Origin of the sequence: Halosolutus gelatinilyticus (genome assembly GCF_023028105.1) — an archaeon.
In the GTDB taxonomy this organism is placed as follows: domain Archaea; phylum Halobacteriota; class Halobacteria; order Halobacteriales; family Natrialbaceae; genus Halosolutus; species Halosolutus gelatinilyticus.
Genome location: NZ_CP095494.1, coordinates 1 through 18,500 on the forward strand (window position 1 = coordinate 1; position 18,500 = coordinate 18,500).

Sequence of the window (18,500 nt, forward strand, 5' to 3'; positions counted from 1 at the left end):
CCATGTAATGGTCGGGGGCGAGCTTGGACTCGTCGGAGATGTTGACCTAGATCCGGTGGTTGTGCAAAGGTCGACAGAGCGGATTTTGGCTGCAGTTATCGGCTTGTAAAGCCCCGACAATATTATTAGGATTTCAAGTAACTATACAATAATAAATGGGAGGGGAAGAAGTCGTCCTCAAGGGAGAAATTCACACGAGCCGAGCCGATCACACGGAAGAACGGAATCTATTGGTCGAGGGCGTCGACACGCTTGTTTTGGAAGGTCAGGCGAAGGAAGCGCAGTACGGACTCCGACACCATTGGTTCGCATATGCGATGGCTATCTTCCAGTGGGTAATTGTCCGCAATCTTTACACCGATAATCGGCTTCTCATTGACCTTGCCGACGCGCAAGGGGCGGACATCGAGTTCACAAGGGAGGCCGACACCGACATCGTCACCAACAGCAGCCTCCTCGTCGAAATTTTTTCCGCCGCAGTGTTCTACATTCTTGCGTTCATCTCCATCTTATACGGCCTACTATTGGGCGACGTGGTGACTGGTGCGCTCCTCCTCCTGATGAGCGCCCTCCTACCAATTCTCATCATCCGAGTCTACGAGACGATGCAAGCCGAGGAGAACCGTGACGAAATCATGGCTGACATCATTTCTGATGCCGCAGAGCGCGGTGGGCGCGTCGTCGCCATAATGGGTGGGAAGCACTTCGAAGTAGTGCCCGACCATCTCCCCGATGACATCGATCCCAACCTGCGTCCGCCGCGGCATGGCGTTATCTCCCTACAGACGCTTAAGGACATCGGGGTTCCGGTTTTCGAGGCGTTCAGCGACCTCTTTCTCCTATATACAATTCTCCTGCTCATCGTCAGATACGGTGTGATGGTTCTGTAGCGCCACTACACCCTGCGATAACTCCTCAGGCAGTGTATTAACCTCGATGGCTTGGAGTTCGTGGTCGCCGGTTTGCCGGTGGCCGATATGCAGACCTACGTAACGAACCATTCAATTCAGATTCAGGATTAAACTGGACAAAGAAATCTCTTGCCGACCGTTGCTCTGGAAACGGTTGAATCGGTGGTGGGGGGCCATCGATCACCACACTGTCAATAAAAACGTTTGAATCGGTGGTGTGTCTCAATTACGGAACGTCGATCGTAATCGCTCGCAGATCACCATCGAATAGATAACACTGATTTGTCCGTATTTAGTGACGATGCGAGAACATCGATCTAATTGTCGTGTTATCGTTCATCGCTGCTGCTGCGATCGACTGTTGCGCTATTTTCGGCCCCATTAACACACGCCGTTCCGCTGGTCGCGATCGCGCTCCATCGGTGAGCCGTCGGGCGAATTCCGCTCATGGGCCGTACTTGTCGTGATCGAGCAGCGCCCACGGGTTCGGTGGCTCGTCGTCCCAGAACAGCAGCCCGCCGATCGGATCCTCCGGGTCGCCGTATCGCCTCGGCGGAAGCGTCGCATCGAGCAGTGCGTCGATCGCTTCGGTGAACGTCCCGTCGACGACGTCGGGCCAGGTTGCCGATTAGTGGCCCTCGTCAGTTGCGAACGACAGGCCGAGGCGATACTCGCTGTCGGTGACGACCAGGACACCGAGAGCTTCGAGTTCCGCTTGGTGGTTGTAGATCGTCTTTTTCGAGACGGCGGCCCTATCGGCGGGGTCGCCCTTCGAGAGCGATTCGTCGGCCGCCAGCAGTACCGAGACGCGAGGGTCGTCAAGGCGATCGTCGCCGATGGTCGCGAGCGGTTGACGCTCTCAGATCTTCACGAGCTGTATCGCGGCCACACGGACGTTCGATCGAAGGAAACCCTGAAAGAGCACACGAAAACGTTAACGGCGACCGATCTGTTCGAAATCAAAAATCGGGCTCTGTTGAGACCCTCAGAATGTGTCAGGAATGTTGTGCTGAATACAAAGCGCGAATGTCGCATGAACCGAGGGTGATCAACACCAAGGGCAGATTGATCAGTACAGCCCAAATACGTAGCGGGTTACGTTTCACACCCGATGGCAATGACAGCTACTATCTGATAATTGTCAAAATAAATATAAACTCCGGCAGGATAATCAAGATTCTCATAGTCTGGCAATGAGTCCAATACTTCTTCGCCTTCTTCAAATTCTTCGGCGGATTTTGGATTTACAGTGAATTGTTCATATTCTCCTTTTTGTCCTATCGCTGTCCCGTGGTCTTTATCCGGGTCAGTAGCTTTCTCAAAGATCCGTCTGATAATCGCAACTTCAAATAATTGCTTTTCTTCAGCTGATACTACTGGCGCATCTTTTGGTGGGTCTTCAATTATTTCGACATGAAAAAAGCACTCCTGCCAGCCGGGTTCTTGATTATCAGCCGATGTGCCATCATTCCAAGAGCCACAACCAGTTAAAAGAGTAGAAAGGAAACCCCCTTTGTTACTATGAATGCTCGCCGGTTCATACAAATATTTCTACGAGACAACAGTTAAACCCCCTGTTAGTTGCAACAGCCGCTTTACCTACAATCATTGGTCAGTGCGCACGTGTAGTGAGCGGGTGGTTCACTACTTTCGGTGTGAAACAAACGGAATCGTCGTGCTGCACTAATACTCTATATTCAGCATAGTCACGCAAAAATATCAGTGATTGGGGGTTTCAACAGAGCTAAAAATCGGGGGATGCGAACCACGACGTGGCGGTTTACCGGGCTTGATTAGGCGTAATAGACGAATATGTCCTCGTCGACAATACCCTTGAAATTCTCCCCGTAGAGTTCTTCCAACTGCTCCCCTTGGTCGGGTGACTGTGAACGGAATGCGACACCGACGTTTTTCAACTCGCATAGACGCGTGACTCGTGAGGGTGGGTGGTACTCAGACATCGTTCCCGTTCCGTGAGTCTGTAGCCGGCGCGGTAGATCGGTGGTCTGACCGATGTAGAAGATTCTGTCGGAGGTATACAACTCTGTCGCGAACTCGATGCACTCACCGAACAGCTCCTTTGACCGTCGCTCGAGCGATCGAATTGATTGGGCGTACAGTTCGCATTCGATGCAGTATACGACCGAGTCGTATCCCTTCGCGAGTTGTCGACCTATTTCTCGTAGTTCCATCCGTCCGTCGGTGTCCTCGAGTTCAACCCAATCGTCGGAGTCGATTTTGGGCGGTCTCGTGTCCGCGTTCCAGTCGACGAATCGGTCGTACGATTCGACCTTGTCAGTCCGTATGCTCTGGTCGAGCACACTCTCTTTCGCTTCATCAAGTGAAACGGAGTATTCAAGGAGTTGTGCTAATTCCTGTTCAGCCTGGAACGCATCTAAATTCGTTTTCGATTCCAATTCGCCGACTGCCGATCGGATATCGGCTTCGGGTTCGGGGAATCGGTCGTAGTCAATTCCGTTCATTAATATCAAGGTTCGTATTAGTCCGCCGTCACTATTCCGGTCGCATCCGCGAGTGTCGTCTGATCCGGCTTCTCACCAATTGTCACGACGTCGTGTTCGAATCGCTGTGCTGCGCAGGGTTTGGGTTTCAGTAACGGCACGAGCACGTCGATCCAGTCGTCGATCCAGGCCCCGACCGTCGCGATGAGTGTGGCCCGATCCAACGGCTGACCGAACGCGTCGATCAACGCCGGATCGCCGAGGTCATACCCGAGTCGATCCAGTGCGTCGTACAGAACGCTGTCGACCGTACTCGAACCGATCGTGACCGAGGCGCCAGCGTCCTTGCTCGCGTCGGTCTCGGGGACGTACCACGGAGCGATCGTTGCCGTCCACTTGCGGCCGTCAACGCGTTCGAGCAGTTCCACCGCCTCCAACCGGTCGATGTGCTTCCGGTACGTCTCGCCCGAGCAACCGACGCGATCGAGGATTTCGGAGCGACCGATCGGGTCGTCGGCTTCGAGCACTACTTTCAAGATCTTTCCTGGCGTCGGCGCCCTGACGTCCGGGAGCAGTCGATCCGCCGAGAGCGTCCCGAGCGCGTGTTCGATATCGCCAATCGTCACGTCGCCCGGTCGGTTCGATCTCGCGAGCGTCGTCAGCGCGTCCACGACGTCGAAGGTCGATCCGGTGTAGGCTTCGAACAACCGGACCGTTCGTCGCATGGCGTTGGATTCGCGAGCCGGTGTGAGATTCTTCTTTTCGAGGACAGTCTCGACAGCGTGGCGCATCGCGACGTAGTCGCCGGTCGTCGTCACAGGAACCTCGAGTTCGACCGGGCGGTAGTCCGTGCGATCGTCGAGGCGTTGGTCGTCTCGGGCGGCGATCGCCCTGCGGAGACGTTCGGACAGATCCGAGATTTTGGGCCCAGAGAGCACCCACGACGCCCGGAGATGACCGGACGGGTTGGACGGGTCTGTCTCGAATCCTTTTGCCGTCTTGCGTTTGTGGCTGTCTGGCTCCCAGAAATTGCGGTGCAGCGAGTGACCGTTGTACGATGACTGACGAGTGACAACCTCGGAGACGAACCGGCAGAACTCCGATTCGTTCAGGTTGTTCGGCTCCGGAATCCGGAGTTCGATCGAAATGTCGATTCCGAGAGCGTCGTAGATCGCTGTTGCGGACATAAGCAGGCCGTGGGCACGCCGCATGAGGTCCTGGCGTTCGTCGGGTTCAAGATCGCCGAGCTTGCCGAGTTTCTCGAGCAGAATCGATCGAACCGCGACGTATCGGCCCCGGAAGCGATCGTATTCGCGTTCGTCCCCCGAGAGCCAGCCGACCTGGGCCGCACGAACGAGATGATCGAACGTTTCGCGGGCGGAGAGATTGTCACCAAAGCATCCTTCCAGTTCGTCACCGACCGCCGACGGCGTCAGGACCTTGCCCCATAGCTTATCGTCAAGTAACGCCGTTGCAAGCCGCACCAGTGTGGGTATCGGTCCGCCGTACTGCGTACTCACGGCCAGGTGGTCGTCCATACAACTCACGTAGGTCACGCGTCCATCATCCCACCGCTGTACCGGGTAGTCGTTCATGTTCACACCGTCACGGGCTGTAGCGGCTGTAATTCGGGCATGTAGGGGCCAGCTGCTCCCGTTCAGTTTCGGTAGCCACTGTACGTAACCGTCGCGCGCGGCATCGCCTGTGGCGGCCAGCGCCTCCTCCGCTGTACAGCCGCCCTCCCCCACACCACTCTCGTCGCCGGTGCCATACACTGTACTTGCTGACTGACTTGGGGTCTCAGTAACGCCGCCGGATTCGGACTCGGATTCTTCACCGTCTGATTCCACGAACGTAGCGAAAACAGTCTCCTGACCCGGGTGAACGACTCGAAGGTCGTCCGTGATGAGACTCGCCGCGACCTCGCCACGATCGGAAAGCCCCATCGTGTTTTCGGTGCCGCGTGTGTCGACGTCGACGAACCCGTGGTCGGATTCGAGAGCCTGGATGTATGGCCGAACGGAACCGCGAGAGAGGTCGAGCTCCGGATCGTTGGCGATGTCTTTGACCGTTGCACCGGGATTGCGTTCGAGGTGCTTGAGGATCTGAAGCTTGCCCGCGCGCTTGTTCATCGCCTCGAGCGTGGCGTAGATCGCCGTCGGGTCGGCCGTGTTCGCAGGATCGTCGCTCGCGGCTTGCCGACGCCCCGGCATGTCCATTTCAGTAACGCGATCGACGAACTCTAGGTGGCTCGATTCGAGCTTGCGCGCGACTCGTGGCGAGGTCACGATCGTGACCTCGGCGGCCATCGCCAGTTGTTCGAGCGCGGTCAGCGTCTTGCGGCGCGTCGATGCATGATCTGATTCGAGCCACATCTCGCCGTCGAACCGAACGACGAGTTCGGGGTTAACATCGGCCCCCCGGAGCACCGGCACGATCGTGGCCGCGAGGTCATCGTGTGAAAGCCCGAGTGCGTTACGGCCGGTTCCGATATTTGTCAGTGCCGATCGGGACCACTCGCGAACCTGCTCGTGGAGCTTGCGGTTATCCTCGAGCAAGTCGGCGTTGGCGAGATCGACGTCGTGGTACTGACAGGCGTACGTCGCGAGGACCGATGCAAAGCCGGAGCGTTGGTCCGCGAGGTCGAACTCCGAGACGAGTCGACTGGCGACTGCACTCGGATCGTCATCGCTGGCAACATCACGGACGGCTTCGACGACGGCTGGCAACAGTGCCTCAAGTACGCCCGGCAGCCACGACGAGACGGCCGGCGGTACGTCGGCAGTAATCGTGTTGAGCCGCTGTTGGGCTGGTGGCGTCGGCCGAAGCGCCAGGGACTGAACGTCGAACTCGGGAGCCGGCCGTGGCTTCGGCGGCTCGGGGTCGGTAAGCGTTCGGTCGTCGTCGCCGTTGGCCTCGCCGTAGTAGGCCTTGAGCTGTTCGTCGAGCGGAACGGTTTCGCCGGTCCAATCGGACCACTCTGTGAACTGCTTGCGGAACTGTTCGAGGCGGTACTCGGCCAGCGTCTCGAACCGCGAACGGTTGTGCTCGAACACCGACTCGGCGTAGGTTTCGTACCGATCGCTCTCAACCGGCTTGAGGTCCATCTTGTCGACGTCGGTAACGAACGAATCGATCTGGCGATCGACTTCGGCGGCTTGCTCCGAGTACTGCCCGCAATCGAGGGTGAAGTCATTGTACAACTGAGCCTCTCCAGCACGTTTCGCGAGATAGCGGGAACGCCATTCGGCCGCTGCCTCGCGCGTTGGGAGGCTCTTGAGATATTTCACTTTCGAGGGGGTGTATTGGGCACCGCAGTGTGGACAGTTGACTGTCGTTTGTGCGCGCCACTGCCCGTGTTCGGTCCACTCGTCGACGGGCCGAATCCAGGGAGTCTTGCACGTGGAACAGACGAGCACGTCCCACTCGTCGCTCATCGGTCCCTCACCTCGGCGGATTCAGGCCATATAGCACTCTCCCCGCTCATCCAATCGTGTGCGATCATAGATGTTGAACTCCGATCGCAGAACGCACACCCTCCGCCCGCGAGTCGATAGGAGACTCATGAACGCGAGTCTCGCCAGTCGGCGTGGGGGAAAGTTTAAGGCCAAAGCCGACCAAAACCAGGGTGTTACTAGGGTCCTGGCGTGGCCGGCTTCGGCCTCGCGCCCTGCGGTCAATTTTCCTTAGCTGTGCATATCTGCAACGAACGAACTGCCGGTCCTTAAATCTAGTTTGAGCGTCTGACGTTGTATCCATCAATTTCCCAGGGGAACACTGTGGCCGTGCGTGGCCACGGGTTGGCTGCCCTACCAGCCGAAGACGTGTTTCGAGCCTGCTGCCCTAACAACAGGCCGCGCTGTCCAAGTCGCCGATCGTATTTCATCGCGCGAGCTGCACCTCCTTGATCTCGAACTCCGCAAGCACGCGCTCGATCCACGACGGGACCCGCTCAACGTCGGCGATCGTCTTGCCGGGCGCGCGCAGCGCGGTCACCTCTGCGGCGTTGCGGGCACCTTCGACGGTCCACGAATCGCCGCGGCGTTCGAGTTCGATCACGAAGCTCGAGCGCTCGCCATGGCAGGTCAGATCGACGGTCGTGCCGCTCGGCACGTCGAGTCCGAGTGCTGCGAGGTCGATCGTGGTCGTCGCACCGAGCGCGCCCGCGATCGCGTCGGTTGTGTCTGCGTTCGTGACTGCCATGACATCGGATAGGTCCGATCGGGACTTAACGCTGCGGGGGGTGCTTCCACCCGTTCCACCCTCGCAGTCTTGCGATTTTCTCGAGGTCGATCGTTGTCGATCGATGAGCGAAACCGTCTCGAAGACGGTAGTGTTTTGGGCGCGGGTTTCGTTTGCCATGATCGTAGGCGTCAGTTTGCGGCGTCTGGGCGGCGTGAGTCAGCACGTCCGCCCGGTTTTCGAACGGATTAATCGCCCGGTGAGTCGCATTAACTGACAGTCACTACGATAATGTCGCGACTACTTATAGTTTGGCACCGATATCGATTCCATTCGGAAGTTATAACGATATCAAAAAATTAGTATCCTGTAATACTATGCCTAATCCACCCCGCGATTCGGGCGACGAAATGCACCATCAAGTCGCCTGGATGAAGCCCTCAGACCGCCCTATTGTACGGGAAATAGCAAATTATGGAGGGTGGATGAAACCGGCGACTTTGGCGCTCAATGTTCCATACACTCGAAATCATGTTGCGGCTCGATGTCGAGTTTTATCAGATCACGGTTTGATCGAACGTCACGAAGACACGGCCGCGTACCGGATCACTTCTCTCGGAGAACGGTTTTTATCGGATGACATCGATCCAAGCGAGTTAGAAGACGACGGCGACGGCGAGTGACGATCGACCGTATTACCCACCGACAGGTACATCACACTCCCGTACCTATCTGAACCCAGATATGTACGACCTCACTGGATTCCAGCGAGATCTCCTGTACGTCATCGCCGGCCTCGACGAACCACACGGCCTCGCAATCAAAGAGGAACTCGAACAGTACTACGAGAAAGAGGTCCACCACGGACGGTTGTATCCGAACCTCGATACGATTGTCGACAAGGGACTCGTCGAAAAAGGGGAGGTCGATCGGCGGACCAACTTCTATAGTGTGACTCGCCGTGGCCGGCGTGAGATTGAGGCGCGCCGCGAGTGGGAGGATCAGTACGTCGACGAACTACTGTCCGAATCAGCGTAGCGATCGGCATGGGGAAATTAGAAGGTGACGACGGCAAGTGACGATCCGGACGAACCGGCCCCACTCAGTCCTCGATCGTAGCAACGATATCGGCGAGTACGTTATCGATCATCACCTTAAACTCCAATACTGATGACCACTCATATAGCCGATCGTTTTCATCGAGAGTGCTGAAAAGGGATGTAGTCTGCATCCAGCTATAGTTTTCATGCAAATGCGTGCCTGGATATGACCGTTTCATCATGAACGTTTTATTTTGATACTTTTCATACTCTCGAATAATTGCTTGCTCCCAAGTGACACCGCCCTCATCATCTTCGATAATGGGAACGATCGCGTCTGCATGGTCGGCAATCACTTTGAACTTACAGTGGCCACCGAGATGATCTTCAACGTTTTCTAAAAATTGATCCATTCGAACGGCAGCGAGATCTGCACGCCCCCACTCGTGTGCTTGTTCTCTGAAGTCTGTGATTCTTTTTTCCCTTCGCCCGCGGTCATAATTACCAAGAACGAATATGAGCCCATCATACTGGGGCCGGATTGAGTTGAGTTCAGAATCAAGCCGGTAGACATCTTGCCGCTCGCGAGGAGAAAGCCCCTCATCGCTCAACCACGAATGGTCAACCTCATTCATTGTGTAACTATAGTGATTTAGTAGAACAAAAGCATTTCGACTGATGTGGTGTAGATCAATGTGGTTGCGACCACAACGTTTTTCTTCACCGGTATTGTAGGACAAGACAGATATGCAAAACAGCAATCGTGGCTTGGCGAGAGTGGACCGACAACACGTGCGATCGAAGCCGGCTTTCAATTTGATTCGGTAGTGAAGGAAAAACAACCCCCTGATAGAATAATACAATCCAAATCGACTACGGAATCACACCAGCGATTACGCTGGGTTGGGATATCGGCGGTAACGTCGATACTTACGATGTACAAACAAAAGCGAAATACAGCAGAAAACAAAGCACCAGATCAGACTGAGTTCGACAGCGGTCCGAAAGGAGACCGTAGTACGGAGTTCGTGGCAGAGCGACGAGAACTACTGAACGTTATAACCCAGGAAACGAGATTTGAAATAATTCAAAATATCGTAGGTCACCCGGATCAGTTACCGACCCTGAAAGAACTCGATTACTTCATTCCAGGGGTGTCGAAGAGCACGATTCGGAATCATCTCGACCAATTGCTTGAGAGCGGTGTCGTAGCACGCGTTGAGTTGCCTGAAGATGATCGCTCTCGTAGCTTGCCCCATGTCTTCTATGGGCTGACGAAAGAAGGTCGGGAGATTCTGGAGTCGGCAGACCTTCTCCGTGCTGAGAAGAGTCTACAGGAAACAACGATGAATACGCGACTCACTGAGGACGTGGAACGGTATTACAACGCCCCACGTCCGGATTGGGGGCCAGCCAACCCGTTGAATGTAGACGCTGAGTAGGTTGGTGGCTTCACGACCACAACCATTTTTTTGCGAACTGCAACTTGAGTTTTCACTCCACGATCACCCGCGCCGCGTCGGTCAGGGCGTACTCCTGCGGGTTCCGATCGTCGAGTACGCGTACCAGATTGTACTGCTGGAACTTCTCGCCAAGCCACCCACGGACGGCCCGATCGCCAAACGGATCGTCGACCTTGGATGCGTAGGCGTCGTAGATCGTGGTGCTCGTCGCGGGGCCGATCTCCAACAGCACCTCAAGGACGACGCGCTGATCGCTCGTCAACGAGGAAATCCGCGCGCGAGCGATATCCTCGCCTGCTGAGACCACCGCGTCGCCGATCACGGCGTCCGTGACGACGTCGGCCCTGCCAGTCGCAACCGTATCCAACGCGTTCCGGAGGATGGCTATCGCTTTTCGCGCGTCGCGTTCGGCGGCGTCGGCGATCGCTTCCAACGCAGCCCCCGAGACGATCTCTGATCGGACGCCGGCCGCCTGAATCCGATCTTCGAGAATCGCGACCAGCTCGTGATCGTGGTAGGGTTCGAACTCGACGCGGGTCGCCGTCCCGAGTCGGGAATACACCCGCGGCTCGAGGTCGCCAAACACCTGATGGGGGTTGTTCGCCGCGAGCACGAGTCGGACGTCACCGATCTCGTACAGATCGCGCAGTACGAGTTCGTCGGTGAGTTTGTCCGCCTCGTCGAGAAAAATGATCGTCGGTTCGTCGATCGCGTCCTTGATTCGATACAGCAGCTCATCTACCGCGGTCGAATCGCGCCGGGTCGTGGTCGTGCCGACAAGTTGCTCGAGGATCGTATAGAGCACGCGCGAAGGTTTGTGGTCGGTCCAGCAGTCGGCCGTGACGGTCGTCACGCCATCAAACTCGGCGTCAACTTCGTTCAGGACGGCAGTCGTCGTGCAGGTTTTTCCCGTGCCCGGTGGACCGTGTACGAGTGCTGCTTTCGAAATACCGCCGGCGATATAGGGCGAGAGAAGCGAGGCGAGGTGATTCATCTCATCGTCGCGGTGACGGATCGTCTCCGGTGCGTGATCGTCGCGGAGAGGCGCGCGATCGCGGAGAATATCCTGGCCTGGATGTGGAAACATACTGTCCTGTTCGAATGCGTGTTTCTTAAACTGAGTGGCGATTTCCGAGAGGGCGGTGGTGCTGATATTGCCCGCGTGTGGCGGACGTCCTCTCGATCGGCACGACAGCGAGTAGCGATCGGTCGTATTGCTCTCCGACAGGTATACCATATTTCCGTACCTATCTGAACCCAGATATGCATGACCTCACTGGCTTCCAGCGAGACCTCCTGTACGTCGCCGCTGGCCTCGACGAACCAAACGGCCTCGCAATCAAGGACGAGCTCGAACAGTACTACGAGAAAGAGATCCACCACGGGCGGCTGTATCCGAACCTCGATACGATTGTCGACAAGGGACTCGTCGAAAAAGGGGAAATCGATCGGCGGACCAACTTCTACAGTGTGACACGTCGAGGACGCCGCGAGATCGAGGCGCGCCGCGAGTGGGAAGATCAGTACGTCGATGAACTACTGACCGAATCAGAATAGCGATCGGCGCGCTCGTCCACGAACGGTGGGCTTTTTCTATCACGCATCCGATCAGTGATTTGTGGTGTTCAACCACTCACGCAAGGTCGAATTGCGTGACTAAATAAGAAAGTCGACAGGAGGTGACATCGTGCCTCCAAAAGTTCGCGCGGCCTTGATTGCGGCAGGAGCGACCCTGTGGGCGCAGGGGATTCCATATGGAATCGTGTTCATTGCCGTTGGCGCAGCCGCACCATCCGACGAATCGGTGAACGACCGATAAGTCTGGCCGTCACACCGGCCAGCGTATCGCCTTTTTCTTTGATTCGGCGGTGTAGGCAGGCTTGGTATTGGCGGGTGGCCTACACGTAGTGTTTGTACTGCAATGCCCAAAAGTGTTGTTATGCAACACAGTCCTGAATGTTCGAATATGGTATTATTTAGAAATGTAAATTCTTGTTGCGAGGGATAGACGGTGTCTGGCCCGTCTATTAGAGTCTGTACCGTGGGATTCACAGACCGATCAACCGATCGAGCGGCCGCTCTTGCGCGCGTATCGACTGTGCTGACCGATCAGCGTTGTGGGTCTGAAAATCATACTTTGTATCTGGTATATTGGTCCAAAAACTGGGCACCAATAGCAGTATTAAACTATATCGAATTTCTGGTAAGAACACCAATTTTTATGGTCACGGAGCGCTAGGATACGCATAGCTCAGAGGGGTGTCGTTTCACAGAACGGCCGCGTGCTGGAACACGCGACCCCTGAGCTTCCGAGGTATTAGGAAGCCATGAGTCAATCTGAGACCCGATCTCAAAAGCGTACCGACGACCAACCGATTCGCCACGATCGATCGTATCATACGGTCCCGGCCGACTGGATGCGTCTCGGTCGCGACGAACACGTTCTCGACGATCGCCGCCGCTTCTACGCGAGCAAAGTCTGCTACGAGTACACGATCGAATACGACAGCGCCGCGGCCGGCGGCCTCATCGAGCGTCACCGGCTGTACGTCGCCTACGTCTGCCCCGGGACCGGTGAAGCCGTCGAGCGCATCTACCGTGCGGCCGCGATCGAGACCGACACCGACGCGATCGAGGTCGCGACGTCGGCCGCCGATGGCGAGATCGGCCCCGACGGCTGGGGGACGATCGAGTACGAGGCAATCTGCCCGACCGGTGGCGTGGCCGTGCTCCCGAAGTGCGTCCACCAGGGCGAACCGTTGAACTTCCGCGCGTCCGTGGCGCCGCACCCGGACGAACCCCGGATCGGAGAGAACCGGGACCGATGACGATCGCGCTCGAGGACGCGCTCATCAGCGGGATTCCAATCGGTCCCGGTCAGCGTGCACGTTGCGATCGCTGTGGTACCTGCCCGCGACCGAACCATCGCGTCGAAGTCCTGGTGCTGATCGACGCGACCGAGGTCGACGTCGTCACGATTCGGTGCCGATCATGTCACGAGGTGAGCTCGCGCCGGAGACGGATCGGCCCTGCTGGCTCGCCCGCGGGACGATCGTGGCCTCGGTGGATGTCGCTGGCCGATCGCGGTTGATTCTAAGTGGTGCGTCAGTGATCGATCGGGCTGACAGATAAGGGCCGATCAGCTACTCGGTTTGTGCGATCGCGAAAGAAAGGGGTAGTCGATCCTGAGTCTGGCTCTCTAGCACCACGCCGCTGTGATCGGCTGACGGCCGTCGCACTGGATTTAAGCAAGACTCTCGTATGATCGAAGCGTGCTAACCGGCGTCAGCACGCAGTTTCAGCTAAGATCCACGAAGGGGTTGAAGCAACAATCAGACAGCAGCGTGCTCGTCCCGATCGCGTTTGAGCACTGTGACTGGGTCGTTAAGTATATGTCATAAGCGTATAATTAACGGATCGTGCCGACACACATCAGCATTCAAGACAGTGGTGGCAGACGATGAGATTGCTGACGCGGTTGCAGGCGCGTGCAGACTCTTCCTACGATAATGCCTACCATCACAAGCTCAGGGGGCGGATGTGGGGGGCTCTTGGGGATACACCATTTGACGACCGTCATGACGAAGGACAACCATCCGGACTGTGTTTCTCGAACCCATTTCCTCCTCGAGATATGCGAGAAGAAGATGAACGGACATTGCTTGTCGCATCCCCAGAACGGAGGTTACTCGGAGTCATAGCTGAAAATCTGGACGAACAGCGCGAACTAAATATCGGCGAAATGCCCTTCGAGGTAACGGATATATCGCTACTGGCACCAGACGTTGGAGAACCAGGGACACGGGGCGTCCTTGAGACCGGTACTGGCGTCCTCGTTCGGATCCCTCCCTGGAAGTGCGAGGAGTACGGGATCGAAACCGACGGCGAGAACCCAACGTTCTGGGAACCCGAACATACCCTTGAGCCGCTGAAGACGCAACTTGAGAACAACCTGGACCAGAAACACGATCTGTTCTGTCCGGACGATCTTCCGGGACCAAGCGATCGGCCCGAGGAATTGTTCGACAGCTACGAACTCATCAAAACCTTTGCGCTACCGGTGACGGTTACGCAGGGTGTCGAGATGACCTATATCCTGAGCAAGTGGCGGTTCGGATACGAAGTTCAGGATGACCACCACCGTCGACATCTCAACCTCGCACTTGATTCCGGCATCGGCGAGCGTAATACCCTCGGATTCGGCTTCCTCAACATCGATGAGGATTCGGTGGTTCCCGCCGGAGAGGCTGCACTCGAGACGAGCGATCGGCAAGGGAAAGCGGAATGAGCGGACTCGATGCGGAGACGCTTGAGCAGTATCGTCCGCCGGGCCTGATCACGTCACTCCGGCGAGTTCAGGCGCTCTACGGAGCACTAGCTGAGGCTGCGGACGGGGACACAGTTGGCGGCAAGATGGGCGAGGAGTTCGGGCTCTACTACACGCCAGGCGAACTCGAGGGGTTCACGACGAACGACCCCGGCGAGAAGCAGCGCTACCTGATCAGCGTCGATGTCGACATGACGAGCGATACGATTACAGTTGATGATATTGATATCACTGTAGATTTCCTTACGCCAGAAAAGGTAGATCAGTTAGGATACGCATATTATCGCTGGAAAGGACCAGACAACGGTATTACATGGAGGGGGGCTAAAGGAGGATCTGATGCCCAACAAACTGCTGGTTACTGTATCAGCTGTTTAAACCAATGGACGGACGGAACTGGAAGTGAACCAGCAGTTGGTGCTATTGCAGAAAATCACCCCGATGGTTGGGTGATTAAAATCCTGCAGGAATTAGGTGGGGATAACGACGTACAAGACCACATTCGAAAATTAGTCGAAGAACGCTACACTGACGAAGAACGAGTTGTCGTTACTGTTCGACTTAAGATCGATCCAGAAGAATTAGAGAACGAACCGGATGGGAATGAACCAGAGTGGTTCTATCCAGCAGACGTACACGTTCTCAATGCCGGGATGAAGGCTAGGAAGGATTCAAAGTTAGCGAACAAGAATTTGCCAGATGGCGTATTCTCCCGCGGAGAGAGTGCATGCATGGTGACCGGTGATCGGCAGAAGGTATTCGGAACCACCGAAGATCCCCTCGAATTGTTTACCATTCAACACGCCGAGAAGTTCGACGACATACAGCGAAAAGAATCATGGCGAGATCACCCGGTATCATCGAACGCCGCACTTCTAATCCAATCCGGTGCATCCCTCATCGATGCCTGCCGGACTACCCGCAATGGGCTCAGAGTCTACACCCTGCCGTACTTCCTCGAGATGGATGACCGGAAAGCGGATGCGCTGTACAATGCTATCGACAGCCTAGAAGCATCCGAATTCGAGGAATCTGACCGTCACCAGATGTACCAACTCGAGTGGAGCGTAGAGATGGCTGGCGATCCGGAACTGGCGGAGCAGCTCCGGTTTTACGTGATCTCGTTGCGAAACGACAGCGGCGACATCAACGTCCTCCACGAGGTGCCGGACGTCTCGCTGTACTGGCCCAAGCGGATCGGGGAGGCACACGAAACAGTTCTCCACGACACGAACGCGTTCGGAACGAACGGGCTCGGCGGCCTCGAGTTCGTGGAGAACTGGCAGCCGATCACTGAGGGGACGGGCGCGACCGACGTGGTCAACGCTATTGTCAGTGGTCGATACGCCTGGGGAACAATGCCCAAGATGGCAGGCGACGACGGCGCGATGGCCGACGACATGGCTGAGTGGCTTACCTACGCCCTGTTGACGGGCGAATCGGTTCCAGTCGAACGACTACTCAAGGCCTACGTTGACCGAATTGAGCAGGAGTACGAGCAGGACGACCGTCGGCTTCCGACAAAACAGATCAAAACACAGTTCGCGCAACTCGAGGCGTTAGCCCAAGCTGGGCTACTCGATGGCAGCTCCGAGTATGGCGATCTCGAAACACCATCCAACGCAATGACAGACAAGATACCAACGAGAGACGACATCGCCGAGAACGGCGACCCGACACGCATCGACGTGAGAAGATACCGACTCGAGAACTTTATTGAGGGCCGTGATTCGCTCGCGGCAAATCCAGACCGACAGAGCGCGTTCCTGATTGGTGTACTCGTCGGAATGGTGAGCCACCATCAGACGAACACGCGAAACATGAATCGGACAGTGGTCGATCAGTACCCGCCCGACCGGATAACACTCGACAAGCTCGTCACCGTCTGGCCCGACCTCGTTCATAAGAGCAAAGTGTACGCCAAGGACGTCGACTGGGCCACCGAGACGCTCTTCCCGGAGGTATTAGATCGAGAGACTGACGTCCTCTTACATCCAGACGACTGGGACCTCTCCCTGCGAGACGTCCGGTTCTTCTACGCGCTCGGGATCACCTACGGCCAGCGTGCCGATGCCCGGGCGTACGAACTCGGAGAGGCGATCGATGCGACCGATCCGAAACCGGCCGATGCCGCATAGAACGCTAAACGACTACCAGCCGACCACCGATCAACCCATGTCTGAAACCGACGCCGAATCCGTCACGAACCGCTCCGAAATCGTCTTCGTCACCGACGCACAGGACTGCAACCCCAACGGCAATCCGATGGGAGAGAACCGGCCGCGAATCGATCAGGTTACTCAACAGGCCGCTATCACCGACGTTCGGCTCAAACGCTACCTGCGCGACCAACTAGAGTCTGACGAACATCCGATCTTCGTCAAAAAGACGGGAGACGGAGCCGACGTCCGTGCCGCACTGGCGATCGACCTGTTCGAGAACGTTGAGTCAGTCGACGACCTCAATGGACTCAACGACATCGAATCGGAGTTTCTCGAGCGAGCGACCGACGTTCGCTACTTCGGTGCGACGCTGTCGTTCAACAAAGACCCCGAGGATGATCTCTATCAAGCAGTCAAAGAGCAGTTTCCGAGTCAGTTCACCGGTCCCGTCCAGTTCTCGCCGGCTCGCTCGCTCAACGCCGTCGAAACCAACGAGGAGACCAGCATGCTGACCAGCGTCATCGCGACGCAGGACGACAAGGAACAGGGCGGGTTCGGGCTCGACGACCATCGGATCAAGTATGGAATCTTCCCCTTCCACGGTCTGGTCGACGAACACGGAGCGACGGACACCGCGCTGAGTAGTGCCGACGTCGAACGGCTCGATACGCTCTGCTGGCGCGCGCTGAAGAACCAGACGATCTCCCGAAGCAAGGTCGGACAGGAGCCGCGGTTGTACGTCCGCGCCGAGTACGCGACTGATGGCTACCACGTTGGCGACCTCCACAACGACCTCAAGATCGACGACGAGAAATCGAAGCCAGACGGGGAGTTGCGGTCGGTTCGAGACGTCTGTCTCGACGTGACGAACCTCGTCGAGACGCTCGCACGCGTCGCGGCCGCCGGACACCTCGAAACGGTTCACGTTGCCGGAAGCAGCCGACTGAGCGTAACTTGTGACGGGACCGAGATCGAAACTGCCGACGAGATTGCGCTGGCGCTCAACGAGCACGGCGTTCCCGTTCACGAAATCGACGTCTACGACGAGTTCGACCGGACGCTTCCAGCGGAGTGAACCGATGGCTACACGAGACACCGAAAGCGAGGCAGCAGTTCCGGACGGACTCGAGAGAGTCGATCCGCCGACAATCGAGGAGGGAATACCGTCGAAGTGTCTCTCGTTCGTACTCCGAAGCGACTGGGGACACTTCCGGAGAATAGACAGAACGGTTACTAAACAGACCTACCGGATTCCACCTCGTACGACGGTCGCGGGAATACTGGCGGCAATCGCTGGCGTTCGACGGGACGGCTACTACGATGTCTTCGCGCCGGACAGTTCGGCGATTGCGATCACGCCGATCGATACCGTCCGAACGGTAACGCAACCGACGCTCGGTCTCGGTACGCATCCCGGAGAGACGATGGTCGATGCCGGCGGTACCGGTCGGAAGACGATCAAAGTCAAGTATCCCGACAGCACCGACAATCGTCAGATCCACAGCTATGAACTCCTCATCGATCCAGCGTACCGCATCGACGTCGCTGTCGAAGACGAACGTTTCTACGGCGTTCTGAAACACCGTCTCGAGACTGGAACGTCGTACTATCCGCCGTCGATGGGACTCTCGGAACACCTCGCCTGGATCGAGACCGGCGAAAACGGCGAGGTCGAATTCGAAACGGACACCGTAACGACCGACGGAACCGTGGCGGTCGACAGCGCCGTTCCGGACGGCGTCGACGATGTCGTCTTACAGCCGGACGTTCGTTGCGACGTCGAGCGCGTCCCGGCTTACATGGAGGCTTACGACGGTGGCCGCCGGACGACTGGATTTATCGACTACGCGTTTTCCGACGGGGAACTCGAACTCCGTCCGGAGTCGGTGACCCCGACCACGGTCGGCGACCGAACTGTCGTCTTCGAGTGATCACTACGGACGGTTTCCGAAT

At 56.8% G+C, this 18,500-nt stretch carries 16 protein-coding genes; 10 read left to right on the forward strand and 6 right to left on the reverse strand.

The annotated features are described in order from the left end of the window. The first annotated feature begins 155 nt into the window (after nucleotides 1–155). Together MUH00_RS22355 and MUH00_RS22360 are read left to right on the forward strand one after the other, a co-directional pair. A complete protein-coding gene (locus MUH00_RS22355) occupies nucleotides 156–890 on the forward strand; it encodes a hypothetical protein (RefSeq protein WP_247005129.1) in 735 nt (244 codons plus the stop codon). A 484-nt stretch (nucleotides 891–1,374) separates the two neighbouring features. Further along, a complete protein-coding gene (locus tag MUH00_RS22360; protein WP_247005131.1) occupies nucleotides 1,375–1,959 on the forward strand; it encodes a hypothetical protein in 585 nt (194 codons plus the stop codon). A gap of 47 nt (nucleotides 1,960–2,006) precedes the next feature. On the opposite strand, the gene MUH00_RS22365 is transcribed toward MUH00_RS22360, so the two are convergent. The 4 genes from MUH00_RS22365 to MUH00_RS22380 all read right to left on the reverse strand — a co-directional run bounded on the left by MUH00_RS22365 (nucleotide 2,007) and on the right by MUH00_RS22380 (nucleotide 7,576). After that, the gene (locus MUH00_RS22365; RefSeq protein WP_247005133.1) at nucleotides 2,007–2,456 is read right to left on the reverse strand and encodes a hypothetical protein; all 450 of its coding nucleotides are present in this window, start codon (nucleotides 2,454–2,456) and stop codon (nucleotides 2,007–2,009) included. 248 nt (nucleotides 2,457–2,704) lie between these two features. Then, nucleotides 2,705–3,394, reverse strand: coding sequence for a hypothetical protein (locus tag MUH00_RS22370; protein WP_247005135.1), 690 nt, complete (start codon nucleotides 3,392–3,394; stop codon nucleotides 2,705–2,707). Between the two features lie 17 nt (nucleotides 3,395–3,411). Beyond that, nucleotides 3,412–6,810 (reverse strand): winged helix-turn-helix domain-containing protein, encoded by a 3,399-nt coding sequence (locus MUH00_RS22375; protein ID WP_247005137.1) that lies wholly within the window; start codon nucleotides 6,808–6,810, stop codon nucleotides 3,412–3,414. A gap of 445 nt (nucleotides 6,811–7,255) precedes the next feature. Further along, nucleotides 7,256–7,576 (reverse strand): hypothetical protein, encoded by a 321-nt coding sequence (locus MUH00_RS22380; RefSeq protein WP_247005139.1) that lies wholly within the window; start codon nucleotides 7,574–7,576, stop codon nucleotides 7,256–7,258. Nucleotides 7,577–8,299: 723 nt separating this feature from the next. On the opposite strand from MUH00_RS22380, the gene MUH00_RS22385 reads away from it, so the two are divergent. Next, entirely contained in the window at nucleotides 8,300–8,593 is a 294-nt protein-coding gene (locus MUH00_RS22385; protein WP_247005141.1) for a PadR family transcriptional regulator, read from the forward strand. A 64-nt stretch (nucleotides 8,594–8,657) separates the two neighbouring features. Here the strand turns inward: MUH00_RS22385 and MUH00_RS22390 are convergent, their stop codons facing one another. Next, nucleotides 8,658–9,230 (reverse strand): hypothetical protein, encoded by a 573-nt coding sequence (locus MUH00_RS22390; protein ID WP_247005143.1) that lies wholly within the window; start codon nucleotides 9,228–9,230, stop codon nucleotides 8,658–8,660. Between the two features lie 60 nt (nucleotides 9,231–9,290). Here MUH00_RS22390 and MUH00_RS23050 point away from each other — a divergent pair, with 60 nt between their 5' ends. Further along, nucleotides 9,291–10,037, forward strand: a complete 747-nt coding sequence (locus MUH00_RS23050; protein ID WP_321576110.1) for a helix-turn-helix domain-containing protein — start codon at nucleotides 9,291–9,293, stop codon at nucleotides 10,035–10,037. A gap of 52 nt (nucleotides 10,038–10,089) precedes the next feature. Here MUH00_RS23050 and MUH00_RS22400 read toward each other — a convergent pair whose 3' ends face one another. Beyond that, a complete protein-coding gene (locus MUH00_RS22400) occupies nucleotides 10,090–11,145 on the reverse strand; it encodes a Cdc6/Cdc18 family protein (RefSeq protein WP_247005145.1) in 1,056 nt (351 codons plus the stop codon). Between the two features lie 176 nt (nucleotides 11,146–11,321). Here MUH00_RS22400 and MUH00_RS22405 point away from each other — a divergent pair, with 176 nt between their 5' ends. The 6 genes from MUH00_RS22405 to cas5b all read left to right on the forward strand — a co-directional run bounded on the left by MUH00_RS22405 (nucleotide 11,322) and on the right by cas5b (nucleotide 18,478). Then, complete coding sequence (locus MUH00_RS22405; protein ID WP_247005147.1) at nucleotides 11,322–11,615, forward strand: PadR family transcriptional regulator; 294 nt, start codon at nucleotides 11,322–11,324, stop codon at nucleotides 11,613–11,615. 860 nt (nucleotides 11,616–12,475) lie between these two features. Then, nucleotides 12,476–12,886 carry a hypothetical protein gene (locus tag MUH00_RS22410; protein ID WP_247005149.1) on the forward strand — a complete coding sequence of 137 codons (411 nt, stop codon included), beginning with the start codon at nucleotides 12,476–12,478 and terminating at the stop codon, nucleotides 12,884–12,886. Between the two features lie 632 nt (nucleotides 12,887–13,518). Next, entirely contained in the window at nucleotides 13,519–14,346 is an 828-nt protein-coding gene (cas6, locus tag MUH00_RS22415) for a CRISPR-associated endoribonuclease Cas6 (protein ID WP_247005151.1), read from the forward strand. Then, nucleotides 14,343–16,523 (forward strand): type I-B CRISPR-associated protein Cas8b/Csh1, encoded by a 2,181-nt coding sequence (cas8b, locus tag MUH00_RS22420; protein WP_247005153.1) that lies wholly within the window; start codon nucleotides 14,343–14,345, stop codon nucleotides 16,521–16,523. The genes cas6 and cas8b overlap by 4 nt, the downstream gene beginning before the upstream one ends. 37 nt (nucleotides 16,524–16,560) lie before the next feature. Further along, nucleotides 16,561–17,622, forward strand: a complete 1,062-nt coding sequence (cas7b, locus tag MUH00_RS22425) for a type I-B CRISPR-associated protein Cas7/Csh2 (RefSeq protein ID WP_247005155.1) — start codon at nucleotides 16,561–16,563, stop codon at nucleotides 17,620–17,622. Nucleotides 17,623–17,626: 4 nt separating this feature from the next. Further along, nucleotides 17,627–18,478: a type I-B CRISPR-associated protein Cas5b gene (gene cas5b, locus MUH00_RS22430; RefSeq protein WP_247005157.1), complete on the forward strand. Its 852-nt coding sequence runs from the start codon at nucleotides 17,627–17,629 to the stop codon at nucleotides 18,476–18,478. The last annotated feature ends 22 nt before the right edge of the window (nucleotides 18,479–18,500 follow it).